20 protein-coding genes and 1 riboswitch are annotated in these 26,312 nt (G+C 63.8%); of the genes, 4 read left to right on the forward strand and 16 right to left on the reverse strand.

All coding sequences use genetic code 11. The annotated features are described in order from the left end of the window. Positions 1–318 precede the first annotated feature (318 nt). From HNR05_RS08250 to rsmI, 12 genes are all read right to left on the reverse strand, one after another. Positions 319–2,124, reverse strand: coding sequence for an ABC-F family ATP-binding cassette domain-containing protein (locus HNR05_RS08250; RefSeq protein WP_179578568.1), 1,806 nt, complete (start codon positions 2,122–2,124; stop codon positions 319–321). 89 nt (positions 2,125–2,213) lie between these two features. Further along, positions 2,214–2,978: a hypothetical protein gene (locus HNR05_RS08255; RefSeq protein ID WP_179578569.1), complete on the reverse strand. Its 765-nt coding sequence runs from the start codon at positions 2,976–2,978 to the stop codon at positions 2,214–2,216. 359 nt (positions 2,979–3,337) lie between these two features. Further along, positions 3,338–4,639: an ABC transporter permease gene (locus HNR05_RS08260; RefSeq protein WP_179578570.1), complete on the reverse strand. Its 1,302-nt coding sequence runs from the start codon at positions 4,637–4,639 to the stop codon at positions 3,338–3,340. A gap of 37 nt (positions 4,640–4,676) precedes the next feature. Next, entirely contained in the window at positions 4,677–5,918 is a 1,242-nt protein-coding gene (locus HNR05_RS08265; RefSeq protein WP_179578571.1) for an ABC transporter permease, read from the reverse strand. Beyond that, positions 5,915–7,435, reverse strand: a complete 1,521-nt coding sequence (locus HNR05_RS08270) for an ABC transporter ATP-binding protein (protein ID WP_179578572.1) — start codon at positions 7,433–7,435, stop codon at positions 5,915–5,917. The genes HNR05_RS08265 and HNR05_RS08270 overlap by 4 nt, the downstream gene beginning before the upstream one ends. A gap of 57 nt (positions 7,436–7,492) precedes the next feature. Next, a complete protein-coding gene (locus HNR05_RS08275) occupies positions 7,493–8,584 on the reverse strand; it encodes a BMP family lipoprotein (RefSeq protein ID WP_179578573.1) in 1,092 nt (363 codons plus the stop codon). A 188-nt stretch (positions 8,585–8,772) separates the two neighbouring features. Next, entirely contained in the window at positions 8,773–9,711 is a 939-nt protein-coding gene (locus HNR05_RS08280) for a 4-(cytidine 5'-diphospho)-2-C-methyl-D-erythritol kinase (protein WP_179578574.1), read from the reverse strand. 79 nt (positions 9,712–9,790) lie between these two features. Continuing rightward, a complete protein-coding gene (rsmA, locus tag HNR05_RS08285; RefSeq protein WP_246318572.1) occupies positions 9,791–10,588 on the reverse strand; it encodes a 16S rRNA (adenine(1518)-N(6)/adenine(1519)-N(6))-dimethyltransferase RsmA in 798 nt (265 codons plus the stop codon). Between the two features lie 122 nt (positions 10,589–10,710). Then, positions 10,711–11,658, reverse strand: coding sequence for a TatD family hydrolase (locus HNR05_RS08290; protein ID WP_179578576.1), 948 nt, complete (start codon positions 11,656–11,658; stop codon positions 10,711–10,713). Further along, positions 11,651–13,213, reverse strand: a complete 1,563-nt coding sequence (metG, locus tag HNR05_RS08295; RefSeq protein WP_179578577.1) for a methionine--tRNA ligase — start codon at positions 13,211–13,213, stop codon at positions 11,651–11,653. Before metG ends, HNR05_RS08290 begins: the two co-directional genes overlap by 8 nt. 38 nt (positions 13,214–13,251) lie before the next feature. Beyond that, on the reverse strand, positions 13,252–14,253 hold the full coding sequence (locus HNR05_RS08300; RefSeq protein ID WP_179578578.1) for an NADP-dependent oxidoreductase: 1,002 nt from the start codon (positions 14,251–14,253) through the stop codon (positions 13,252–13,254). Between the two features lie 50 nt (positions 14,254–14,303). After that, complete coding sequence (gene rsmI, locus HNR05_RS08305) at positions 14,304–15,158, reverse strand: 16S rRNA (cytidine(1402)-2'-O)-methyltransferase (protein WP_179578579.1); 855 nt, start codon at positions 15,156–15,158, stop codon at positions 14,304–14,306. Between the two features lie 40 nt (positions 15,159–15,198). Here rsmI and HNR05_RS08310 point away from each other — a divergent pair, with 40 nt between their 5' ends. The 3 genes from HNR05_RS08310 (at position 15,199) to HNR05_RS08320 (ending at position 19,601) form a co-directional block, all read left to right on the forward strand. Further along, positions 15,199–16,755, forward strand: a complete 1,557-nt coding sequence (locus HNR05_RS08310) for a dolichyl-phosphate-mannose--protein mannosyltransferase (protein WP_343062519.1) — start codon at positions 15,199–15,201, stop codon at positions 16,753–16,755. Positions 16,756–16,955: 200 nt separating this feature from the next. Beyond that, entirely contained in the window at positions 16,956–18,074 is a 1,119-nt protein-coding gene (locus tag HNR05_RS08315) for a fatty acid desaturase family protein (protein WP_179578581.1), read from the forward strand. Between the two features lie 183 nt (positions 18,075–18,257). Beyond that, the gene (locus tag HNR05_RS08320; protein ID WP_179578582.1) at positions 18,258–19,601 is read left to right on the forward strand and encodes an MFS transporter; all 1,344 of its coding nucleotides are present in this window, start codon (positions 18,258–18,260) and stop codon (positions 19,599–19,601) included. Between the two features lie 6 nt (positions 19,602–19,607). Here HNR05_RS08320 and HNR05_RS08325 read toward each other — a convergent pair whose 3' ends face one another. Beyond that, the gene (locus tag HNR05_RS08325; RefSeq protein WP_218868848.1) at positions 19,608–20,849 is read right to left on the reverse strand and encodes a glycoside hydrolase family 27 protein; all 1,242 of its coding nucleotides are present in this window, start codon (positions 20,847–20,849) and stop codon (positions 19,608–19,610) included. A 104-nt stretch (positions 20,850–20,953) separates the two neighbouring features. Between HNR05_RS08325 and HNR05_RS08330 the strand changes: the two genes are divergently transcribed. Next, positions 20,954–21,961, forward strand: coding sequence for a YeiH family protein (locus HNR05_RS08330; RefSeq protein ID WP_179578584.1), 1,008 nt, complete (start codon positions 20,954–20,956; stop codon positions 21,959–21,961). A 152-nt stretch (positions 21,962–22,113) separates the two neighbouring features. Here the strand turns inward: HNR05_RS08330 and HNR05_RS08335 are convergent, their stop codons facing one another. The 3 genes from HNR05_RS08335 to HNR05_RS08345 all read right to left on the reverse strand — a co-directional run bounded on the left by HNR05_RS08335 (position 22,114) and on the right by HNR05_RS08345 (position 26,285). Next, complete coding sequence (locus HNR05_RS08335; protein ID WP_179578585.1) at positions 22,114–23,811, reverse strand: HNH endonuclease signature motif containing protein; 1,698 nt, start codon at positions 23,809–23,811, stop codon at positions 22,114–22,116. A gap of 882 nt (positions 23,812–24,693) precedes the next feature. Beyond that, entirely contained in the window at positions 24,694–25,017 is a 324-nt protein-coding gene (locus tag HNR05_RS08340) for a DMT family transporter (RefSeq protein ID WP_179578586.1), read from the reverse strand. A 10-nt stretch (positions 25,018–25,027) separates the two neighbouring features. After that, positions 25,028–25,092: riboswitch (guanidine-III (ykkC-III) riboswitch) on the reverse strand. A 41-nt stretch (positions 25,093–25,133) separates the two neighbouring features. Next, positions 25,134–26,285, reverse strand: a complete 1,152-nt coding sequence (locus tag HNR05_RS08345; protein WP_179578587.1) for an FAD-dependent oxidoreductase — start codon at positions 26,283–26,285, stop codon at positions 25,134–25,136. Between the last annotated feature and the right edge of the window lie 27 nt (positions 26,286–26,312).

Here is a 26,312-nt window from a genome sequence, read left to right on the forward strand (position 1 = left end):
TCCTCCTTGGAGAGCCGGTTGGCGGGCGCAAAGTGGCACAGAGAAACCACGGGATAAACAAGTGGGGGTCTGTGCCGCTGCGTTGCGAGGCACGTTTCTACGGTAGACGAACTTTCTGCGCCCCGATGACCACGGCGTCACACTTTGTCACAGCTTCTTCGATGCAGTGTTGAATTGTCGAAGCCTCGGCATGAAACGCCGCACCGAGAGCATCCGGCACCCACGCGGCCCGGCCAGAACACAACAATCGGGCCGTGGGAAACACCAGACAGGTGCTTCCACACGACCCGATCGGTGTCGTGGCTGAGTGGTGCGCGGCTACTCCCCGAGCATCTCCGTCAGTTCGAGCCAGCGCGTCTCAAAACTCGCGACAGATTCTTCGAGGTCACTGAGCTCGGCCGTCAGCGTGCCGAGGCCAGAGTAGTCGGATTGATCGTGCGTTGCGATCTTCTGGTGCAACGCCGCGATTTCGGCCTGACGCTTGGCCACCTTACGGTCGATCGAGGCGAGTTCCTTCTGCGCGTTGCGCAGTTCGGCGCCACCGAGGCTCGACTTCTTCGAACCGCTCGCCGCCCCGCTCGCTTCAGTCGGCGACCCGGTCGCTCCGGAACTCTTCGTGCGCAGCTGCAGGTACTGGTCGACGCCGCCGGGCAGGTGGCGGAAAGCGCCATCAGCCACTGCATACTGGTTGTCGGTGACGCGCTCGATCAAGTACCGGTCGTGCGAGACGACCAGCAGCGTGCCGGGGAACGAGTCGAGCAGGTCTTCCATCGCCGCAAGCATGTCGGTGTCGAGGTCGTTGGTGGGCTCATCGAGGATGAGTACGTTCGGCTCGTCGAGCACGATCAACAGCAGCTGCAAGCGACGCTTCTGCCCACCCGAGAGATCCTTGACCTGGGTCGAGAGCTGCGCGCTCATGAAGCCCATCCGTTCGAGCATCTGGCCGGGGGTGATCTCCTTGCCAGCGGCAACATATGACGACTTCTGGCGGCCGATGACATCGCTGACACGGTCGTTCTGAATGTCGGCCAATTCGGCGAGTTGCTGGGTGAGCACGGCGACCTTGATGGTCTTGCCACGCTTGACGGTACCCGTGGTGGGTGTGACAGTGCCCGCGACGAGCCCGAGCAGCGTCGACTTACCCGCACCGTTAACGCCCAGGATGCCGGTGCGCTCGCCCGGCGCGATGCGCCAGGTGATGTCGTTCAGCACGGTCTTCGGGCCACTTGGCGTCTCGTAGGTGACGGTGACGTCGATCAGGTCGACGACATCCTTGCCCAGGCGTTGCATGGCCATCGACTGCATCGACACGGTGTCGCGGGGCGGTGGCTCGTTCTCGATCAGTTCGTAAGCGGCGTCCATGCGGAACTTTGGCTTGGCCGTGCGGGCGGGGGCTCCGCGGCGCAGCCAGGCGAGCTCCTTCTTCATGAGGTTCTGGCGCTTGGCTTCCGAGACGGCGGCCGAACGATCGCGCTCGACGCGCTGCAGAATGTAGGCCGCGTAGCCGCCCTCGAACGGCTCGATCAGACGGTCGTGTACTTCCCAGGTTGCATTGCAGACCTCGTCGAGGAACCACCGGTCGTGTGTGACGACCAGCAGCCCGCCGGAGTTTGCGGCCCAACGGGTCTTCAGGTGGCCAGCCAGCCACGAGATTCCTTCGACGTCAAGGTGGTTGGTGGGCTCATCGAGAAAGACGACGTCATGGTCGCCGACAAGCACGGCGGCGAGTGCGACGCGGCGGCGCTGGCCACCGGACAGGTCGTCGACGAGGGCATCCCACGGGATGTCGCGCACGAGACCGCCGATGACGTCGCGAACCTTGGAGTCGCCGGCCCAGACGTGCTCGTCGATGCCGCCGACGATCGCATGACCGACCGTGACTCCCTGAACGAGGTCATCGGACTGGTCGAGCACGCCAATGGTGATGCCTCGGCGACGGGTCACTCGACCGGAGTCGGGCTCCATACGGCCGGCCAGCAGCTTGAGCAGCGTGGACTTGCCGTCGCCATTACGGCCGACGATGCCGATGCGGTCGCCTTCATCGATGCCGGCGGTGACGCTGTCAAAGATGACGCGGGTGGGAAATTCGAGGTGCAGGGACTCGGCCCCGAGCAGATGTGCCATTATGCCTCGAGCCTATCTGGCTCGGATGTGCGTTCCCCACGCGACAGCATCCGTCTCGCGAGATCGGAGTCGTGGTCGTTCTCAGCGCGTTATGACGACCACGACTCCGATCTCGCGTGAGATTGCTGCATCAGGATTCTTCTCACGCGAGCTACGAACACCCTCGGAGAGGTGAAGACGTCGTCTGCTGTGACCCTGATGACGCGCCATCCGTTGGCTTCGAACCGCTCGCGTCTCGCGATATCGCTGCGGAATCGCGACTTACTCACGCGGTGCTCGTCCCCTTCGTACTCCAGGAGCGTGCGTGCTTCTTGGTAGGCGAGGTCCGGCTTGCCAAGCCGTTCCCCAGATGCAGAATAGATCGGCAGATTCACAACCGGCTCAGGCAACCCAGCGTCGATCAGAAGTAGCCGAGTCCAGGTCTCGGGGCGCGAATCCACGTCGGTGCGCACCCTCTCCAGTGCTGCACGCACATTCCTCACGCCACGATGCCCCCTGAATTCTCGTGCAGCTTTTGTCAGCTCCGCGATCGTCGCAAGAGGAGACTCCCGACCGTTGTCCAGCACCCGCCCGGAGACGAGAAAGTCGCCCGCGGCCACCAAATCGTAGAGGGAGAGGATTGCTCCCAAATGGCACCATGTGATCGCTGGGTCCGTGACGCGAAAACCTCGAAATGTACGCACGTGGTCGGCGAGTCCGACGAATCGATGCCCGCGCACCCCGACGACATCCGGGGGCTCGTCATACTCGTTGACGGCGACGTGGAGGATGGCTGAGGTTTCCCAGCGAAGCGCGAGTGGAATCCGATACAGCTGTGCCGCGGTCACCTGGCTGAATGCGTGACCGGGCGACATTCGAGGAAGATAACTACGGCAACGCCCTCGCACGTCGTGCACATCGATCCCGACAGCGCGCACGCCTCGGGAGGGCCGTTGCACGTCTGCGGCGCGCAGCCGACTTCGTGAAATTCCCGTGTCATCGGTGACCAGAAAGGCTTTTCCTAACAGTGCCGGCGGGAGCTGTGAGAGAGGTTTCATCCCCCGATGTTGCCCGCGAGCCGTCCTCGTACTCTCCGTTGTGGCTGTACCCGTGGATGAAATCAGGGTGGGCGAGTTGTGAAGGAGACGAAAACACACGCGAGATCGGAGTCGTGGTCGCTCTCAGCGGGTAATGACGACCACCAGTCCGATCTCGCGGGTAGAGGGTGGGCGATTCACGACTTGATGTACGGTTTTCCGTCGGCGCCGGGTGCGCGTGACTGCCCGATCAGGCCTGCGACCGCGATGATGGTCACCAGGTACGGCAGCATCAGCAGGAAGTCGCTCGGAATCGGCGAACCGAGAATTCCGAGCACGGATTGCAGATTGTTGGCGAAGCCGAACAGGAGAGCAGCCAGGGTGGCGCGGATGGGGTTCCAGCGCCCGAAAATCACGGCGGCGAGAGCGATGTACCCAGCACCGGAGGTCACGTCTTCGGTGAAGGCGCCGACCGAGCCGAGTGTGAAGTATGCGCCGCCGAGACCAACGATCGCCCCGCCGAGGGACACGTTCCAGAACCGCGTGCTGTTGACGTTGATACCGACAGTGTCCGCCGCTTGCGGGTGCTCACCGACCGAGCGCAGCCGAAGACCCCACCGGGTGAAGAACAGCCCGTAGGACACGACGGCGACAGCGATGTACATCAGATAGACGATGATCGTCTGGTTGAACAGCACCGGGCCGAGCACCGGAATCGCACTGAGCCCGGGGATGGCAAGCGTGGGAAGTTGGGCAGGCGAGTTCAGCGTTGCCGCATCGTTCGCGAGGATGCTCGTGTAGAGAAAGTTCGTCAACCCCAGCACCAACACATTGAGCACCACACCGACGATCACCTGGTCGACGAAGTACTTGATCGAGAATGCCGCCAGAATGAATGACACCAGGGTGCCCGCAACCATCGCGGCAAGCAGGCCTGCGATCACCGAGTGTGTGGTCGAGGCGACGACGGCGGACACGAACGCGCCCGCCAGCAACTGGCCCTCGATGGCGATGTTGACCACGCCGCCTCGCTCCGACAACACGCCGCCCATCGCGCCGAAAATCAGCGGAACCGACAGTGCCAGTGATCCGGCAAGCAGCCCCGTGACCGGCAGCGTGTTTCCGACGGTGGCCCAGGCGAGCAACGCGATCAGCAGAAGCAGAGCGTAGATCGCGATGTACCACATCGGCGTCTTGCGACGCGTGCGGGTGAGCAGGGCGCTGCCAGCTGCCATCAGCACTGCCACGACTGCCACAAAGATCCCAAACCCCCGTGCCGGAATCGCCAACGTCGGGAGCGCAATCACATCGGTCTGATTCGAGGTGAATGAGAATGTGGAGTCACCATCCCGCCCAAATCCGATGAACAGCACAATCGCGATGATCGCGAAGATCCCGAGGGCGATCGTCGTCTTCCAGTCAGTCACTGTCAGATTCTGGGATTGGGCGAGCGGCCCGGCCGCTGCGGGTGTCCGCTCGCGGCCTGTCGTCGTGGTCATGGCGCCACCACCTCTCCCGTGAAACGCGTCATCGTGCTCATTTCGCGGTCGCCTCCACGGGAGCCTGGCCCGGAGTCTTCTTCCGCTTGTGCACACCCGGTGTGGGCAACCGGAAGATTGAGCGTACGAGCGGCGGTGCGGCGATGAACAGCACGATGATGGCCTGAAGCACCAGGACGATGTCCACATCGATCCCCTGCGCCGCTTGCATCCGGTAGCCGCCGGACTGGAATACCCCGAACAGGGTACCGGCCCAGAAGATTCCCCACGGCTGGTTACGACCCAGCAGAGCAACGGTGATTGCGCTGAACCCGATTCCGCCATCGAGGGCGTTGGTGAAACCGGTCGTGGTCTGACCCAGCACCTGGTACGCACCGGCGAAACCGACCAGAGCTCCCGAGACCAACATTGTGTAAATCGTCACGCGTTTCACACTGATGCCCGCGAATCGTGCGGCCTTGGGATTGAAGCCGACTGCGCGAAAACTGTAGCCGAGCGACGAGCGGCTCATCAGCCACCAGGCGAAGAGTGTGAGCGCGATCACCGCGACGAAGCCAAGATTCAGCGGGAACTGCGACCCTCCGAGATCGGGGAAGACCGCGGTGGAAGATTCCGGGGGGCTGATCGGGTTGTTCGATCCGGGCGCCTTCAGCACCGTGCTGAGCAGATAGCTCAACAGGTAGTAGGCAATGTAGTTGAGCATGATCGTCACGATCACCTCATGGGCTCCGGTCGTGGCCTTCAATACCCCGGCGATACCGGCCCAGACCGCCCCGCCGACCAGAGCGAAGATGACCGCGACGAGCAGGTGGAGGCCGACCGGCAATGGGAGGGATGAGCCGATCCAGCCGGCCAGTGCGCCGCCGATCAACATTTGGCCCTGACCACCGATATTGAAGATTCCCGCTTGGAACCCGATGCCAATTCCGAGACCCGCCGCGATCAGCGGGGTGGCATAACTCAGACTGTTGAGCAGAGAGCTGATCCCGGCGTCGAACGTGGGCTGGCTGAAGTCGTAGACCCCGCCCTGGAACAGCGACGAATAGGCTCCGCCGACTGCCCGTCCGATGGCTTCGAACGTGGCGAGGGGTTGGGCGAAGAAATACCCGGCCGCCTGTTGCACCTGGGGGTTTGTCACGGCAATCAGAATCGCACCGACCACCAGGGAGGCAAAGATCGCCAGAACGGTGACCGCCGCCGAGCCGCCGGCCCACTCGCGGATCAGGCGCCGTGAACGTGAGTCCTCGGTCACCGCGGGAGTGCCGCTCTCGACGCTCATGAGAGGCTGTCCACTCCGGCCGGCATCTCGCCCGCCATCATCAGTCCCAGGGTTTCCCGGGAGGTGTCACTGGCGACGATCCCGACGATCACGCCGCGGTACATCACGGCGATCCGGTCGGCCAGCGCGACCACCTCATCCAACTCGGTGGATACGACGATGACCGGAATACCGGTGTCCCTCGTCGCCACGACCCGCTCATGGATGAATTCGATCGACCCGACATCCAGACCCCGGGTGGGCTGCGCCGCCACGAACAGGCTCAGCTCGCGACTGAGTTCCCGCGCCAGCACCACCTTTTGCTGGTTGCCGCCGGAGAGCCGCCCGACCGGGGTCGTCACATCCGGCGCGCGCACATCGAACTCGGTCATTTTCTTTCGCGCAAAATCACGCAACGTCGTCAACTGCAGGCTTCCACGCCGGGCAAACGGCCGCTGGTAGAACCGGTCGAGGATCAAATTTTCGGCAATGGTGAATTCGGAGACCAGGCCGTCCTCCTGCCGATCCTCCGGGATGAATCCCGCTCCCGAGTTCAAGACGGCACGCACGCTCATGCCGTGCAGGTTCTTCCCGTTCAGCGTAATCGTGCCGGTGACGCTGCGCTGAAGTCCGAACAGCGCCTCGGTCAATTCGGTTTGGCCGTTGCCTTGAACGCCGGCGATTGCGAGTATTTCGCCCGCCCGCACCTCAAAACTGACATGGTCGACAACGGTCTGTCCGCGCGCGTCGACCACGGTCAGATCGTTGACGACGAGCGAGGTCGCACCGGGGGACGCCGGCTCTTTTGACACCGTCAGTTGCACGGCATGGCCGACCATCATCGATGCCATCTCTACGTTCGAAGCGGTCGGGGCCACCTCCCCCACCACCTTTCCCAGTCGCACCACCGTGATCCGGTCGGCCACTTCGCGGACTTCCCGCAGCTTGTGCGTAATGAAAACGATTGCGGTACCGGCGGCCTTCAGCTGTCGCATGATCGCCATGAGCTCGTCGGTCTCCTGGGGGGTCAGCACCGCCGTCGGCTCATCGAAGACCAGAATCGTGGCGTCTCGAGAGAGAGCCTTGATGATCTCGACCCGCTGTTGGACACCGACCGGCAGATCCTCGATGAGCGCATCCGGGTCGATGTCGAAACCGAACCGGGCGGCGATCTCGCGAACTTTGGCGCGTGCGGCGGGCAAATTCAGGCGCCCCCCGAACGTGGTCGGCTCGTTGCCGAGCATCAGGTTCTCAGCGACCGTGAACACCGGGATCAGCATGAAGTGCTGGTGGACCATGCCGATTCCCGCACGGATAGCGTCTCCGGGCCCGGTGTAATTCTGGACAACCCCGTCGATCAGAACCTCGCCCTCGTCGGCCTGCAAGAGGCCGTAGAGCACATTCATCAGGGTTGACTTTCCGGCACCGTTTTCACCCAGCAGACAGTGGATCTCTCCCGCATCAACCATCAGATCGATGTGATCGTTCGCGACCAGCGTGCCGAACCGTTTGGTGACCCCTCGCAGCTCGAGTTTCATCTCACGCGCTCCCGGTATCAGTTTGCTCGGTGGTGCGGCGCACTCGGCGCGAGAACATCAACCGGCGAAGGCGGATGGAGAAGCAACGGGGATGGACCCGTCGATGATGCCAGCTTGAATCGTCTTCAACTCGGCGGTCAAGGTGCTCGGAATCTTCGACGCGAAGTCGTGGAACGGTGACAGTCCAACGCCGTCATTCTTGAGAGTGCCCACATAGGGGCTGTTGTCGAATGTGCTCGTCGAGGCGGACTGCTCGACAACTGTCGCGACGGTGGGTTGGATGTTCTTGAGGATCGAAGTCAGAACCAAGTCCTGGTAGCCGTTCGTGTCGGTGAGGAAGATATCGGCGTCCACGCCTTCCAAGACTGCGGGCGTCCCGGCCGAGCGGATCGCCGCTCCGGCGCCTTGGTAGAGCGAACCGGCGACCGGCACGATCACGTCCGCGCCCTGCCCGATCAGGTTCGTCGCGATCGTCTTGGAGGCGTTCTGGTCGGTGAAGTTGCCCACGAAGGTACCCTTCTGCGTGGCCTCATCCCAGCCGAGAACCTTCACAGTGGCGTTGTTCTTCTTGTTGTAGTACTGCACGCCGTCCCAAAAACCGTCCATGTAAATCGTCACAGACGGAAGTTCCTGGCCGCCATAGGTTGCCACAACACCGGTCTTGCTGAAGGCCGCCGCCGCATAACCGCCGAGGAAGGCCGATTCATTCGTGTTGTAGACGACTGGCTTCACATTGGGCAGCTTGATCGAGTTGTCGTCGATCATCGCGAAGTCTGTCTTCGGGTTCGCCGCCGCAGCGGTCTGTACAGCCGCGACAAGGTTGAACCCGCTGGCGACGATGATGTTGCATTTCTGGGCGACCAGCTCGTTCACGTTCGGAACGTAGTCGCTGGGTGATTTGGATTCGACTTTCTTCGAGGTCGACCCGAGTTTGGTCGCGGCTTGCTGAACGCCCTGCAACCCGAGCTGGTTGAAAGAGTGGTCGTTGAACCCGGCAGTGTCGGACACGATGCAGGGCAGGTAGTTGGACGAGCCCGCCGCGCTCTGGCTCGGTGTCGCGGAGGGAGCGGGGGCACACCCCGCCAGTACCGCGGCGATCGACAGCCCGACGATTCCGACCGAAAGTAGCTTCAAATTCTTGAGTGACATGGGAACTCTCCGTCATGGTTCCAGAAATTGCTCTCAGAGCGCCGGATGGACGAAAGTGAGGGGGTCGAAGGGCCCCTGATCCACGAGGTCTGGCGCGTAGTGATGCTACTACCGGGGGGCGTGAGTGCAAGGTCGGCGGGCTCCCATGTAAGGATTCTCATCCACGGCGACGGCGTCCCGCGCGCGCTCTACGCGTCGTGGATCAGGCGGGCGCCGTGCACGGGTCCGGTGGCGCGCACCGCATGGATACGCAGCGCCGAAAGCGCGACCTGCAGTTCGAGCGCACTGTCGGTATCCGCCACCAAAAACGCGACAGTCGGACCCGAACCGGAGAGAATCCCGGCCAACGCGCCGTTCTCTTCGCCCAATTCGAGCACCCGGGCCAGGCCCGGCGCCAGGTGCAGCGCGGGCGCCTGAAGGTCGTTGGAGAGCGTCTCCGCGAGCATCGCCGGCTCACCGGCCCGCAGCGCCTGCAACACATGTGCATCGACGCTCGGTTGCATGATGGCCGGAAAGATGTCTTGAGCGTGGCGGTCACGGTGCCGGTCGAGTTCGGCGTACACGCCCGGCGTCGACAGGCCGAAGTCGGCGAGGGCCAACACCCAGTGGAACTGGCCCTTGGCCAGGGCCGGACTCAGCTGGTCGCCCCGCCCCGTGCCGATAGCCGTGCCCCCCATGAACGCGAACGGCACGTCGGCGCCGAGTGTCGCAGCGATCGCCAGCAGTTCCTCTTTGCTCACCGCGGTTCCCCACAGCGCATCGCACGCGAGAAGAGTGGCCGCGGCATCCGCGGAGCCACCGCCCATGCCGCCGGCGATGGGGACGTTTTTCGAGATAACGAGACGCACTCCCCCGCGGAACCCCGTCTTGCGCGCCAACGCTCTGGCCGCTTTGATCGCGAGGTTGCTGCCGTCGGTCACCAGATCAGAGGTGTCGATCGAACCGCTGAACTCCACCGAGAAATCGTCGGCCGGATACGCCCACACGTCTTCATAGAGCGAGACGGCTTGAAAGGCCGTCGCGAGCTCGTGGTAGCCGTCGTCTTGCAGACTCCCGACTTTCAGAAACACATTGATCTTGCCCGGCGCTCTCGCATGGACAACCGTGGAGGCCTCCGGGATCATCATGTTTCTAACCTAGCTCAGCGCCCAAGCGCTCTCTGACGCTGACCGGTTGGCCAGCGATCACGCCAGCGCACCCGACGACTCAGTCGGTCGGCCACGCCCGGGCGATCGCCAGGAAGTCGTGAACCGTCAGTTGCTCGCCACGCGTCGTCGGGTCGATGCCCGCAGCAGTGATCACAGTGGATGCCGTTGCCGAATCACCGAGGAGCACCGACAACGACTGCCGCAACATCTTGCGACGCTGTTGGAAGGCAGCGTCGACGAGGGCAAACGTGGCCAACCGCAGTTCTTCACTCTCGAGTTGCTCACCGCGGCGTTCGAAGGCCACAAGAATCGAGTCGACGTTCGGAACGGGCCAGAACACCTGGCGGCTCACCTTGCCGGCCGTGCGGAAGTCGCCATACCAGGCGGCCTTCACACTGGGGCTGCCGTAGACCTTTGACCCGGGAGGCGCCGCGAGGCGTTCGCCGACTTCGGCCTGCACCATGACGACGCCGGACCGGATCGAGGCAAAATTTTCGAGCAGGTGCAACAGCACCGGAACCGACACGTTATACGGCAGGTTCGCGACCAGGCAGGTCGGGTTGCCGGGCAGCTCGACGACACGCAACGCGTCGGCGTGCAACACGGTCAGCGGGACGCCGGGCTGCATGAGTTCGACGGTCAGCGGCAGTTGCTCGGCCAGGCGGGCGTCGATTTCGACGGCCACGACGCCAGCCCCCACCTCAGTGAGCCCGAGCGTGAGAGAGCCGAGACCCGGGCCGACCTCGACGACGGTGTCGCCCGGGGTGATCTGGGCGACCTTGACGATCCGCCGCACCGTGTTGGCGTCGATCACAAAGTTCTGACCGAGCTTCTTGGTGGGATTCACGCCGAGCATTTCGGCCAGATCACGAATCTCGGCCGGGCCGAGCAACGCGCTGGGCGCCTTGGCCGGGGCCGCTGCGTGCCGGCCATGCTGAGGTTCTGCTGACTCCGCGGAGTCTGAATTGGTCGTCTCGCTCATGCGATGCCTCCGATGGGCGTTCTCTCCTCGTCGGAGGGAGTGTGGGGGGCGGTCAGCGGCTGGGCATCCCAGCGGCCGTAGACAAGCTCGGTATTTGATGAGATTTGCGCTGCCAGCACCGAGACATCGGTCTGGAGATGGTCGGCCATGGCCCGCAGTGTGTTCGGGATGAGGTAGGGCGCGTTCGGCCTGCCGCGATACGGCATGGGCGTGAGGAAAGGGGCATCCGTCTCGACGAGCAGCAAGTCGCGCGGAGTAACGCTGAGAGCCTCACGCAGCGCCACTGAATTCTTGAATGTCACCGTTCCTGAAAAGGAGAGGTACCAGCCGTGCTCGGCGCAGACCTTCGCCATCGCGGCATCGCCCGAATAGCAGTGGAACACCGTGCGCTCGGGAGCCCCTACCCGCAGCAACGTGCTGATGACCTCATCGTGCGCGTCACGATCGTGAATCTGCAGGGCCAGATTGTTGGCTTTGGCGATCTCAATATGCGCTTCAAACGAGCGATACTGGCTGGCCTGCCCCTCTTCGCCCGTGCGAAAGAAGTCGAGTCCGGTCTCGCCGACAGCGACAACGCGCGGCTGCGTCGCCAACTGGGCGATCTCGGCGAGGGCGTCATCGAGCGTGCCGGCCGCCTCATAAATCGGGGCTTCATTCGGATGGATGGCGACGGCCGCGAGCATGCGCGGCTCGATCGCCGCCATTGCGGCAGACCAGCGTGAGGTCGGCAGGTCGTTTCCGACCTGAATCACCCCGCGCACGCCCACGCTCGAGGCTCGGTCGAGCTGGTCAAGCCACGACAGAGGATCGTCGCCATCGGCAATTTCGAGGTGGGTGTGGTTGTCGTACACCCCGACAGTGAGCGGTTCAGGCAGTGGCGGGTAGCTGAGATCTCGCCCCTGGGTCTGCGCGCGTTTCCGAACGTGTTCGGGGTCGTTAGCCAACGGGCGCCTCGATGCGCGGGAACAGTGCCTCAAGGGTGCCGACGCGACCGGAGCCGGTCCATTCCCAGGCCGTATCGATGCGCTGGTCGGTGACGAGACCGGTGCCGCCGAGAGCGGTCCACAGCTTGGCGGTCGCAACGGGGATCACCGGCGAGAGCAGCACCGCGAGAGTGCCGACACCACGCACAGCTGTGTTGAGCACCGTTTCGAGGCGTTCCCGGTTGGCGGGATCCTTCGAGAGCGCCCACGGCTCCTGCGTGGTGATGTACCCGTTGAGTTCATCGACAAGCTCCCACACGCTCGCGAGTGCCTCATGAATGGCAAAGCGATCGATTGCTTCAGCTGCGGCATCCGTCGCCCGCTTCTCGGTGGCGCGAATCAGTGCGTCAGCCTCGGTCAGCGCACCGGCCGCGGGAATCGCACCCTCGCAGTAGCGGTTGACCATGGCAATGACGCGGGACGCCAGGTTGCCGAAGCCGTTCGCCAGCTCGGACTGGTAGCGCGCCGAGAGGTCTTCCCACGAGAACGAACCGTCCTGGCCGAAGCTGATGGCGCGCATGAAGTAGTAACGGAAGGCGTCGGAACCGAACGTCTCGGTGATCTGACTCGGCGCAATGCCGGTGAGCTTCGACTTCGACATCTTCTCGCCGCCGACGAGCAGCCAGCCGTGACCGAACACCTTCTTCGGAACCTCGATGCCGGCGGCCATGAGCATGGCCGGCCAGATGACGGCGTGAAAGCGCAGGATGTCTTTACCGACGATGTGGGTGGCCGGCCAGAGGCGGGCGAACTTCTCGTCATCTTGGCCGTACCCGGCCGCGGTGATGTAGTTGAGCAGGGCGTCGAACCAGACATAGACGACGTGGCTTTCGTCCCATGGCACCTTGATGCCCCAGTCAAAGCTTGAGCGTGAGATCGACAGGTCGGTCAGGCCGTGCTTGACGAACGAGACGACCTCGTTGCGCGCGGATTCGGGCTGAATGAAGTCGGGGTTCTCGTCGTACAGCGCCAGCAGCCGGTCGGCGAACGCGCTCATGCGGAAGAAGTAATTCTTCTCGTGCAGCAGTTCGACGGGCTTTGAGTGGATCGCGCAGACCTGCTGCCCGGCGTAGTCCCCCGTGCCGGCGACGAGGTCACCCGGCTGCTTGTATTCCTCGCAGCCCACGCAATAGAAGCCCTCGAATTCGCCCGTGTAGATGTGACCTTCGTCGTGCAAATGCTGCACGAACTTGGCCGCATTCACCTCGTGGCGTGCATCGGTGGTTCGGATGAAATCATCATTGGCGATGTTCACGGTGCCGAGGAGCGGCTTCCACGCGGTCTCAACGAGACGGTCGGCCCACTCCTTGGGAGTCACGCCGTTCGCTACTGCCGTGCGCAGAATCTTCTGGCCGTGTTCGTCGGTTCCGGTGAGCAGCCACGCGTCGTCACCCGACTGGCGATGCCAGCGGGCGAGCACATCAGCGGCCACCTCCGTATAGGCGTGCCCGATGTGCGGAACATCATTCACGTAGAAGATCGGCGTGGTGATGTAGAAAGAGGAGCCGTCAGACATGCTCATATCTTATTGGAGCCCAGCGCATCGCTGTGCCGCTAGTCGATATCGCCTTCGACGTAGTGCGGATGCGGCTGTCCGCGCCGGTGCCCGAGGACCGGCGGAAGCGCCTCATGGGTATGCGGATACGGCGCCCGGTTCGGGTCATCTTTCATGGCTTCGCTCGCACGAATATCGACGGCGTGCACCTTTTGATGGGCGTATCCGACCGGCAGCATGCTCAACACGATCTTGCCGTGCGCGTGGCCGGCCTCCAGCTCTCGGTAGGCGTCTTGCACCTGGCCAAGCGGGTAAATGGCGGCGACGGGCACCGAGATCTGATGATTGGCCACCATCACCGCCACCTGGGCGAGTGCACGCTCATCGGTGGAATCGATCGTGACCAGACTCGGGCTGGCGTTGTGGTCGAGCTCGAAGTCGATACCGCCCGGAGCGAGGGCCGCGAGCCGTTCGGTGAGGTCCGGCCCGTGAGCGATCGGAATCACCCCGATCTGGCGCAGATGGTCGAAATGTGACGGGCTCGCCGTTCCGATCACCGTCGCGCCGCGCAACCGAGCGAGTTGTGCCGCGATCCAGCCCACTCCTCCCGCCGACGCATGCACGAGGACGGTTTGGCCCGCCGCCGGATTCGCATCGGCCACGGCATTCCAGGCCAACGATGCCGCAACGAAGAGGCTGCCCGCAACTTCCCAGGGCAGATGATCGGGCTTGTGCAGAATATTACCGGCCGGCACGACCACGAAGTTGGCGTGCGAGGCGAGGATGGTGTGCCCGAACACGGCATCGTTTACGGCCCATCCGGTCACCCCGCTGCCAATCGCCGAGATGAAGCCGGCAAAATCGCTGCCCTGCCCCACCGGAAAGGTAAGGGGGTACTCGCTCTGATACCGGCCCTCGCGCACCGCGGTCTCGGCCGGGTTGAGCCCCGCGGCCATCACCTCGACGACGACCTCGCCGTCGGCCGGTACCGGTCGCGTCATGGGCACGAGCTCAAGTACGTCAGGACCGCCGAACTGGGAGAACTTCACCGCGTGTGGCATCGTGCACCTCCGACCGAAACCCCCCACTGGGCTTCATGAGGATTACTCTACTAGTGCAATGGAAGCTCCGCTGGGGCGACCTTCGGTGATTCCTTCCGGTTCAGCGCCGCCTCATAGAGATCCCGCTTGCCCAGGCCGGTCGCTGCGGAAACCTCGGCCGCGGCATCCTTCAACCGCTCCCCTGACGCCACCAGAGCAAGCACCTCGCCGACTCCACTGGCCAGGTCCATCACGCGCGGCTCGGCCCCCGCGATGACCACACAGATCTCGCCCTTGACACCGTCCGCGGCCCAGGCGGCGAGCTCGATCGCTGTGCCGCGCTTCACTTCTTCGTAGAACTTCGTCAATTCGCGGCAGACCACGACACGTCGGGTCTCGCCCAGAGTCGCCGCGACATCCGTCAGCGAAGCGGCCAGACGGTTCGGGGATTCGAAAAACACCATCGTGCGGCGCTCATCGGCGAGTTCACGCAACGCCGAACGTCGGTCGCCGCCCTTGCGTGGCAGGAAACCCTCGAAACTGAATCTGTCAGTGGGCAGACCTGAAACGGCCAACGCGGTGAGCACGGCCGACGGGCCGGGAATCGCCGTGACCTGAACTCCGGCCGCGGCGGCGGCGTCAACGAGGTGAAAACCGGGGTCTGAGACGGTGGGCATGCCGGCATCGCTGAGCACCAGCAGATCGCTGTCGCGGGCCAGTTCGACGAGTTCGGCAGTCTTCTCCCGTTCGTTGTGATCGTGCATGCTGATGAGTGTGGGCCTGTTCTCGATGCCGAGCGCCTTCAGCAGATGCACCGTGACTCGCGTGTCTTCGGCGGCGATAACTGTTGCGGTGCGGAGTGCCTCGACGAGGCGCGTTGATGCGTCTCCGAGGTTGCCAATCGGTGTCGCAGCAAGAATGATCATGGCTCCAGTCTCGCAGCCCGCGGCTCAGTACGATGATCAGGTGCTTCTCACACATCCCTGGCTTCGCTTCGTCGGTCCGCTCGCGGTCACCGTCCTGGCTGCCGTGCTGCGCCTCTGGAACCTCGGCACTCCACACTCACTCGTTTTCGACGAGACCTTCTATGTGAAGGATGCCTGGTCGCTGTTCAACAACGGCTACGAGTCAACCTGGCCCGATAACGCTGACGCCAGATTTGCTGCCGGCGAGACCAACATCTTCACCACGGAAGGCTCCTTCGTGGTGCATCCTCCGCTTGGTAAATGGCTGATCGCGCTCGGCATGGCGGCGTTCGGTGCCGACAGCAGTTGGGGCTGGCGTATCGCGACCGCCCTGATCGGAATTCTTGCCGTTGTTCTGCTCATGCTCATCGCCCGCAGGCTGTTCGGATCGGTGACGCTGGCGACAATCGCCGGTTTTCTGTTCGCGATCGATGGCAACGCGATTGTCATGTCGCGGGTTGCACTTCTTGACAACTCGGTCATGTTCTTCACCCTGCTCGGTTTCGGAGCGATACTGCTCGATCGCGGTTGGCATGAGCGACGACTGGCCGGCTGGCTGATGCAGCGCAGGGAGGCCGGGCTCGATCCCAGTTGGGGCCCAGCCCTCTGGTGGCGCCCCTGGCTGATCGGTGCGGGCCTGGCCTTCGGCTTGGCCAGCTCGGTGAAATGGTCAGGCTTCTACTTCGTTGCGGCCTTTGGCGTCTACGTCGTGGTGGTCGATGCCCTGGCCCGACGTCGGGCCGGCGTGCCGTTCTGGCTCAGCGGGGCGGTGTTGAAGCAGGGTCCGGTCAGTTTCGTCTTACTGGTTCCGATCGCCGTCACCACTCTCGTGGTGTCCTGGACCGGGTGGCTGGTGACCCAGGGCGGCTTCTACCGGCAGTTCGCGAGCGAACCGGGCGCCGCCTGGACGGGTCCGCTCTCGTGGGTCCCTCACGTCTGGCAGAGCTTCTGGCACTACCAGGTGGCGATCTACAACTACCACGTCGGCTTGTCGACACCACATCCGTACCAAGCAAACCCGCTCACCTGGCTTCTCATGAACCGGCCCACGAGCATGTTTTACGAGGGCACAACGCTCGGCCAAAACGGATGCGCCTCAGCCAAGTGCTCCGAGGCGATTCTCGACGTGGCCAATCCCCTGATCTGGTGGGCGGCCGGCGCTGCGACCCTCTACCTGGTGTACCGATTCGCTCGCTACCGCCAGTGGCAGGTCGGTCTGATCCTGATGGGCATGGTCGCGGGATACCTCCCGTGGCTGATGTATCTGAACCGCACGGTCTTTCAGTTTTACACAATCGCATTCGAACCGTATCTACTGCTCGGCCTGGTCTGGGTGATCGGAATGTTGCTCGGAAAGGTGCCTCAACCTGAAGCGCTCGATGCCGTGACGGTGGGAGAGGACGGTGCACGCGGTCGCAGCGCCGTCGGCCTCCGACTCGTCGGAGTGTTCCTCGGCGCAGCACTTCTGCTCAGCCTGTTTTTCTACCCGATCTGGACGGGCATGCAAACGCCACTCTGGTTCTGGCAATTGCATATGTGGCTCCCGAGCTGGGTCTAAGAACGCTCTGAAACCGCTCCTCTGGGCAGGCACACGTCACGTCCCCAAAGCGGAGCATATGCCGTTTGAGGCATATAGCGACTGGGAATGCCTTGTGAAATGCAGCAATAATCGACGCCGCGCCCATAGGATATCGGGTATCTGTTTTACGAGTAATTGCTCGACTCCCGACTGAGAAGTCAAGATCCCCCAAAGGCCTCATGTCGGACGCTACTGCTGCTGCTGCTGCTGCTGCAGCCCCCTCTGTACGAATCATCAAAACTCGCCCCGGCGGCGACAGGAAGAATCCCACCACCGAGTACTCTGCACTGCTGCATACGGTGCGCAACTTGGGGCTCCTGCGACGCAGCATGGGCTTCTACTGGGCGATCTTCTCGATCCTCGTGGTCGCCACCGCCGGCGCTGTCACCGGATTCATCCTGCTCGGGGACAGCTGGTTCCAGCTGCTCATCGCCGCCGCACTCGGCATTATCTTCACCCAGTTCGCTTTCCTCGCCCACGAGGCCTCGCACCGGGCGGTCTTCACCTCGGGCCCCGCCAACGATCGAGCCGGCCGCGTGCTCGCCAACCTGTTCGTCGGCATCAGCTACGCCTGGTGGATGACCAAGCACAGCCGTCACCACGCCAACCCGAACGTCATCGGCAAAGACCCTGACATCGACCCCGACTTCATCGTCTTCCTTGAAGACGACGCGAAGAAGGTCAACTGGCTCACCTCCTTCATGACGCGCAAGCAGGGCTACTGGTTCTTCCCGCTGCTGACACTTGAGGGCATCAACCTGCACATCCACGGTTTCCGCACGGTCTTCGGCAAGGGCAAGGTCGACAAGCGCTGGCTCGAGATCACCATGCTCACCACGCGTCTCTCGCTGTACCTCGCCGCCATCTTCTACTTTCTGCCGCTGGGCATGGCGTTTGCCTTCGTCGGTGTGCAGATGGCCGTTTTCGGCGTCTACATGGGCGCGTCGTTCGCACCGAACCACAAGGGCATGCCGATCCTGCCGAACGAAAGCAAGGTTGACTTCTTGCGTCGCCAGGTTCTCACCTCGCGCAATATCCGTGGCGGCACCCTGATGGACACCTTCATGGGCGGCCTCAACTATCAGGTCGAGCACCACCTGTTCCCGAACATGGCCCGCCCGCACCTGCGCCGTGCCCAGGTGATCACCAAGGAATACTGTGAGACGCACAACATCCTCTACACCGAGACGTCACTGACGCAGTCGTACAAGATCGTCATCGAATACCTCAACAGGGTCGGGCTTTCGGCTCGTGATCCCTTCGATTGCCCGATGGTACGCAGCTTCCGCGTGCGGTAAAAACGGCATCTCCGAAACGGATGCGCACCCACTCGGGTGCGCATCCGTTTTTTATTGTGATCTCGTGTTTAGATGCTGGAAATCCTGACGATTTGTGCTCTAGAGTCATGACTTAGGATGTTTCGACGCCCTAAGCAGCCCGCCCGCTGCCGCCTCACGCACTGATGCGCGAAAGGATGAGCCATGTCGCGCTACACCGAGGCGTCAGCGCCAACGACTGATCCGCCAGAGCCCACCACGCGCGCCTCCCGCGGCTGGATCACGAAGTTCACCTTTGCCTATATCGGCATCAATATCGTGTGGGCCGGTCCCGGCCAGATACTCATGTCTCCGCAGGTCGAGCGACTTACGGCCGGTATCCCCTGGGGTTTCTTCACCGACAGCAAGGAGGGTAACCTCGCGCTGATCGGATTCATCACCGGCCTGTTCGCGCTGATCTCCACTCCGCTCTGGGGTGCTCTCTCAGACCGTACCGTGTCACGGTGGGGGCGCCGCACCCCGTGGATGGCTGGCGGCTTGGTGGTCGTCTCCCTCGCCATGGTTGCTGCCGGCCTCTCGCAGACCCTGCCCGCGCTGCTGATCAGTTGGATCGCCTTTCAGACCGCTATCAACGCCGTGATTTCGCCACTGTCCGCATCCGTTCCCGATCACGTTCCGGTGCCACAGCGCGGCCTTGTTTCGGGCTGGTACGGCTTTGCTTATACGTTCGCTGTCGTCGCCGGAACCGCGATCGGCACCATCGCCACGGCCGTGTGGACCGGACCGCTCGGCACCACAATGGGCTATGTCCTCTGCGCCGCGGCGTGCATTGTGGCGATGTTGCCATTTTTGCTGAGCCGGTGGGAGACGCCGCTACCCGCCGCACTGAAGGCCACCCGGCCACCATTCCGACTGCGCGAATTACTCGCCTGTTACTGGGTCGACATTCGTCGACACCCCGACTTCGGCTGGGCTTGGCTGACCCGATTCATCGTCACGCTCAGTAGCGCTACAGCGCTCTTCTACCTCTATTACTTTCTCCAAGACGCCATCGGACTCGTGCGCGATGATGCCGCCGGCACTGAGAGCGGCCTCCGGGTGAGCGATGGCGTCTTGATTCTCACGGGCACGTACGCTGCGTCGGTGTTCGCCACGGTCGTCGTTGCCGGGGTGATCTCAGACAAGCTCGGACGGCGGCGCATCTTCGTCTCGGCAAGCGCCATCTTTATCTCGATCGCCACGGTGCTCATGGCGTACACGTCGAGCTTTGAGACGGTCGTGGTCGCTTCGGCCATTCTGGGAATCGGTACCGGCGTGTTCACATCCGTCGATTTCGCGCTCGTGTCGCAGGTGCTGCCGACCGTGTCGAATAACGGCAAAGACATCGGGATTATCAATCTGGCCATCGCACTGCCCAATGTTTTCGCACCGATCGTGGCCGCAGTGATGGTGCACAACCTCGGTGGGTACACCGGTTTGTACCTGCTGTCGGGTGCGCTCTCAGTGCTCGGTGGCGTGCTGGTCTATCGCATCAAGGGCGTGCGATAGCAGCTGTCAGTGGCGTCCGTCTGAGCGAATGAGAATCATCTCGTGCGGCTGTAACGCCGCAGACCAGCCGTCAGCGTCGATTGGCTCGCCTGTCCAGACGCACACCAGTTGCCCGTCATCCGTGACGAGCCGTCGGCCCGAATCGAGCACGATGCCGCCGTCCCGGCTCTGCAGGTGAACCGCTCGGCCTCCCCGGTTCAGGATGCCGTGCACCCGGCCGTCCGCGAGCTCACGTCGCCAGAGCTCGACTTTGCCCTGCCGCGCGACACGACTTCCTTGGCGACCCAGGGAATCCTGTGACAGCGCGATCAAGCCCGGGTGTGTCAAGGTGTGCCGCGTGGCCGCGGTCATCGTCCGAAGGTCATTTCCTGCCATCAGCGGAGCGGCCAGCATCACCCACAACATGAAGTGCGAACGCGCTTCCACGTCGTTGATCCCGACATTGCCGACCTCGAGCATGTCGGGATCGTTCCACCCTCCGGGGCCGGCGAATTCCGCAAGCCCGTGTTGACGATCGACGAGCTTCATCACGGATCTCCAGCTCGCCCCGATATCGGGAGTGGTTCGCCACAGATGCCCATAATCGGCGGCCCATTCCCATGGCTTGGTGCGCCCATACTCGGAGATGCTGTAGACGATCGGACGTCCGGTGCGGGCAAGTGCCTCGGCCATCCGGGAAAAGGCTTCTGGGTAGGTGAGGCCGGTACCCCCTCGGCCCGCCTCACACCAATCGTATTTGAGGTAGTCGACTCCCCAGCCGGCCAGGGTGTCCGCGTCGAGCTGCTCGTGCTCGAACGATCCGATGTCGCGTGCCGGGTACCGGTCGTAGATCATCGCACACGTTTTGTGACCCGGCGAGAGGTAGAGCCCGAACTTCAGCCCACGCGCGTGAATCTGCTCCCCCAGTGCCTCCATGCCGCTGGGAAAACGGGCCGGATGCGAACGCAACTTTCCCGAAGATTCGCGTGCGAACGCCTGCCAGCAGTCGTCGACGACAAGATACTCGTACCCCGCGTCGCGCATGCCGGATTCCACCATTGCATCGGCGATTCCGAGAACAGCTTCTTCTGTCAGTTGGTAGCACCGAAAGATGTTCCAGCTGTTCCAGCCCATCGGCGGCTTCAGAGCGAGCGAGACATCCTTCATCGTTGCGCCCTGACAGCCGTGCTCGACATCAATTTTCCCCTCACCACCGGAGCTTTCCTTCTCTTCCGCTGTCGGCAGGATACCGTTCAACTTCACTCGCACGCGGTATTGCATCCCGCAATCTGGAATTACTGAGCAGTGGCCGGTTCCGCCCCCGTTCACACATCGCTGCGGCGGCGAGGGAGAGTACATCTAGGCTGTTGTGCATGTGGAAACGGGGCGTCGGGGTCGCCGCACTTGCAGCGCTGGCTTCCTGGGGAATCCACACTCTTTTTCCCGCTCTCCCCCTGCTGACCGTCGCGGTAGCGCTCGGCATCATCGTGGCTCAGATCCCGGCGGCCCGGCCGTCACTCACGGGCGCTTTGGCCCCGGGGCTGTCGGTCGCCTCCAAACGTTTCATGCGGCTCGGCATCGTGCTGCTCGGTCTCAAGCTCAGCCTCGTGGATATCGCCGGGCTGGGCTGGACAGCGATTGCGACCACTGTCGCGATCGTACTGATCACCTTCGCCGGCACGTTCTGGCTCGGCCGCTGGTTCGCCCTTCCCGGACACCAGCCGTTGCTGATCGCCACTGGTTTCTCAATCTGCGGTGCGTCGGCGATCGGCGCAATGAGTGGGGTGGTCAAGGCGAAGGACGAGGAGACAGCAACCCCGGTTGCGCTCGTCACCCTCTGTGGAACGCTGGCTATTGCCGTGTTGCCAGCGCTCTGGCATCCGCTGGGCTTGACGAATCTGCAATTCGGGCACTGGGTCGGTGCGGGGGTGCACGACGTCGGTCAGGTCGTCGCGACGGCGCAGATCGCCGGTTCGGCAGCCCTTGCTGTGGCCATCGTCGTCAAACTCACCCGGGTGCTCATGCTCGCACCGATCGTGGCCGTCGCGTCGATCGTCGAACGGCGCCGACACGCACTGGGGCTCTCCAACGGCACTGGCTCGGCCGAGGAAGGCATGACCAAACGTCCGCCGATCGTGCCACTTTTCGTGGCCGGGTTCATTGCCGCAGCGCTGCTGCGCACGCTGCTGCCGCTTCCGGCTGTCGTTCTGGATGCCGCCGACTTTGCACAGACGGCATTTCTCGCGATGGCCCTGTTCGGGCTCGGCTCGTCCGTGCGGCTTGCTTCGCTCGTGCGCACCGGATGGCGCGCCCTGATCGTTGGCCTTCTCTCATGGGTGCTGATCGCGGCCCTCGCCTTTGGCGCGGTACAGATCGGCTGACGCGCTACACCCGACCCGGGGGTCAGGGCCGCCGCCAGCAAACACTGCGTTCTTCGGAGTCGATTCGATGGATGAGTGTCGGCGCGGCGCGAGCCAATCGCGGCGCGAGCCAATCGCGGTGAGCTCAGTCCCGGCAGGCCAGTCGCGGCGCATCAGTCGCGGCGGTGGGTGTCGGTGCGGTGGCGGTTGGCGTCACGCCAGGTACGGCTCGGATCGATCCAGGCCGGGGCCTTCACGCGGGGCCGACCGTTGACCATGAGGATCTCCCAGCCGGAGGTTTCGATGGTGTGATGATGTCGCCAACACAACGCCACACCATTGTCGACCTCAGTGACGCCGCCTTTGCTCCAGGGGATCACGTGATGAAACTCGAGCCACTGTGCGGGGGCATCGCAGCCGGGAACGCCGCAGCCGCCGTCGCGGGCGAGGATCGCCCGGCGTTGGGCACGGTTGAACAGTCGTTGCGGATCGGTCAGGGTGAGAACCTCACCGTTCTGACCGAACAGAACCGTTTGGGTGCCTCCGGCACACATCATCTGATCCACCGTGCGAAGCGAGATGGGGGCGTCGACGCCGTCGATCCAGCCGACACCGCGCCCGGCTTCAATATCGTTCACGTTCACATGCACCACCACGGTCGGCGGTGCACCACCAATGCTGGGCGTGTTATCGGCCTGGGCCAGCTGGGTGAACATGCCGCGCAGAATATCGGCCCGCTTCTCACCGGCCGTGCGGGTGTCGACGTCATCGAACTCGTGCCCGGCCGACCCGGGAAGAGGAGCCTCGGCTGAGGCTGCACCCTGGCCGTGGTCGTCATGGTCACGGTCGTAGTCGTGGTCGTGGTCGCGCTCGTCGTGCTCATCGTGCTCGTCGTGCCAGTCGCGGTCGTGCTCGCGGTCGTGCTCGCGGCCGTGCTCGTCGTTCAGGTTGTGGTCGTCGTTCAGGTCTTGTCCGTCTAGCTCGGCGCGGTCGTCGCGTGCCTGGTCGCGGGCTTGCTCGGCGGCGGTCGGGAACGCGGGGGTTTTGCGGGCGGCAATGAACGCGTCGAAGGTGAGGTTCATGATCCCGTACAGATCAGGAGTCACCCCGCCTCGCACCGGGTAGATTCCGTCTTTGAAGCGGCCGAAACTGATCGTGCTCGTCGCCTCACCCTCGACCTCATTCGGTGCCACCCCGTCGGGGTCCAGCGCCGCCTGCCACTGCAACATCTGCACCCGCATCGAGTCCGCCGAGAACGCAAAGCCCGCGCCCGGCTCACCCTCATTCTCGGCCGTGATCGTGCCCGTCGCCGCAGACACCAGAGCGCGTTCCGCAGCCGCAAGATCATCAGGGGCAACACGCGGGGAGATCTCGGCCAGACCGGACATAATCACCTCCGCCGCATCCACCCCCAGCAAGCCCGAAGCGACCGCGGCACCCACCGTGGGGAACAGTGCGGGGATGATCGTGCCGACGTGCTGCGTGTCCCGCATCCGCAGACCGAGGGCGCTACGCCGTTTCGCTTCCCGGCCGGAAACCCGGGTGACCCGGGTGATCAGGTCGATGCCACTCGTGCAGCCCCGCTTCGCCGCCAGGGAGTCCCGGCCCAGCCACCGGCCGGAGCGTTCCTCGACCGTCGCCGCCACAGCCACCCGGCCGGCATCGACGAGCCGGCCGACGCCTTCGAACGCACCGAGCACACCGAGGAGGTCGTCGTCGGTGAACCGGTCGGGGCTGACGGTGCCGAGCACTGCCAGAACCGAGCGGGCCTGTTCGACCGCCGCCAGCACCATGGCCGCGGTCGGTGCCGACGTACCCGAGGCGGGTGTCGGCTCCGGGGCGGAGACGGGGGGTGGGGAGGTGATTGACATAGCTCTATTCTCCCAAAAAGTGAACATGATTACGAGCTTTTCTCAGTATCGGTGCATAACTTCTAGAAGCTGTGTCTGTGGAGTGATCGAGAACTAGTAGCCCGTCGGAGACCTCGGCCATGGTCTCGAGAGTGGCTCACGGGATCTCGACACGCTCGATCAGCGGAAGGGGGGCGGGCTCGAACGTCGAACCGTCCGTCGAGCTTGTCGAGACCGCGCCCCCGGGTCTCGAGGGTGGCTCACGGGATCTCGACGAGCTCGATCAACGGCGTGGGCTCGATCAACGGTGCGGGCTCGATCAACGGTGCGGGCTCGATCAGCGGTGCGGGCTCGATCAGCGGTGCGGGCTCGATCAGCGGTGCGGGGGTCGATCTGCGGGAGGGGTACGGGGCCGATTACCGACCGTGGGTCGAGCGTGTCGAGACCGCGGTACCCGGTCTCGAGGGTAGCTCGCGGGATCTCGACAGGCTCGATCAACGGGAGGCTCGATCAACGGGAGGCTCGATCAACGGGGTGGGGGTCGATCAGCGGAAGGGGTGCGGGCTCGAGCGCCGAAACGTGGGTCGAGCGTGTCGAGACCTCGGTACCCGGTCTCGAGGGTGGCTCGCGGGATCTCGACAGGCTCGATCAACGGGAGGGCTCGATCAACGGGAGGGCTCGATCAACGGGAGGGCTCGATCAACGGGAGGGCTCGATCAACGGAAGCGTGTGGAATCGGGCGACGAAACGTGGGCCGAGCCTCTCGTGACCTCGGTCCCCGACTCGAGGGTGGCTCACGGGATCTCTTCACTCCGCTCTGGCACGAGCGTTCTCGATTGAGATAAATGCAGGCTAGGCCCACCCACTTGCAGGTATCAGCGGAACCTCGAGATACGGATCCGTTTAGTGACCGCCGTCGACGAATTTGAGGCCGACGACACAGCCAACCAAGCCGAAGATCAACAGAATCTTGATCAGCGACGCCGGCTCGCCGCCGAAGATCATGGCGTAGAGCACCGTGAGTGCCGCACCGATGCCGACCCAGATCGCGTAAGCGGTGCCGGTCGAGATCTCGCGCATGGCGAAGGCCAGACCCGCCATGCTGGCGACGATGGTCAAGCCAAAAATGACGCTCGGCCAGAGTTTGGTAAAACCCTCGGACTTGCCGAGGGCTGTCGCCCAGACGGCTTCCAAGACTCCGGACGCAATGAGAATGATCCATGACATGACGTGCTCCACTGGCCAGTCTTGTCGCGTTCCGGGTACTGATCCGTCGTCCGGGGCCGGGTCAGCGGCCTCGGATCAGCCTAGCGGGACAGAGTGGGCAGGTTCAGTGCGCGGGACTAGGCGCGATTCAGCGCGAACTTCGTGAGGTCGGGCAGAAGCGGCTGCGCGGCATCCGTTGCCAGATCAGCCAGGATCCGTCCGATGGTCGGCGTGAACTTGAAGCCGTGACCACTGAACCCGGCGCCGACGACGACCGGGCCGACTCGGTCGAGCACGAAATCCTCGTTAGCTGTCGTCGTGTAGGTGCAGCTGATCGGTTCGATCGCATCGGCGTCGGCGCCGGGCAGCCATTCCCGCACGTAGCGCTGCAACGCGGCAAGTTGCACGCGTTCGGGTTGGAAGCTGCGCGCATCGGGGTCGACGATCGGCCCGGCACCGTGCCAGCCGGCCTTCACACCCTGGCCCGGGGTGTACATGCCGTAGACCGGCGAATACCACCGGGCCGAGCCCTCTGCCCGTCGGTCGAGGTTGTGGTTGAAGCCGGGCCAGTGGGTCGCGGCCCGCGCGAGCGCCTCGGGCGAGCTGTCGCGCAGTGCGAAGTGCGCGGGCTGTTCCTGGGTCACGACCAGCCGCGGCAGCGCGACCTGATCCCCGAGCAAGCCCGTCGTCCAGGCGCCTACGGTGACGACGACCCGACGGGCGTCCACGACGCTCTGCTCGGTCGTCACGCGCACGTGGTCGTCACCGATCACCTGCACGCGCAGCACCCGGGTGTTGTGACGCACATCCGCCCCCGCCGTCGCCGCGGCGCTCTGTAGGGCTGCGACTGCGACATCCGCGTTCAGACGCCCGGCAGAGGGGTTGAACAGCACACGACCGTCGAAGCGGATGCCGGGCCACCGCTCCCCCGCGCCCTGCGGGCTCAGAAACTCGGCCTCGAACCCGGCCGCCCGGATGCGCTCGGCGACGAGGTCGTAACCGGCGTGTGGCCCGTGGTTGACGATGCCCACTTGATCGAGCACACGCACACCGGACTCGGCTTCGAGCTCGCGCCAGAGGGGCAGAGCTTCAGCCAACATCGCCACGTAACTCGGGTCGGCATAGGCGGTGTTGAAGTTGCGCGAACCTCCGTGCGAGGCGCCCCTCAGATGCCCCGGAGCGAAACGTTCGAGCAGCATCACCTGGCGAGTGCGCCGAGCCAGCTGCCAGGCGGTCGCCGATCCCATCGCTCCGCCACCGATCACAACCGTTTCGACCGTCTCGCTCATGCGCTCAATCCTGCCGCATCGCATTGC

The sequence above is a fragment of the Leifsonia psychrotolerans genome (assembly GCF_013410665.1).
Lineage (GTDB): Bacteria > Actinomycetota > Actinomycetes > Actinomycetales > Microbacteriaceae > Cryobacterium > Cryobacterium psychrotolerans_A.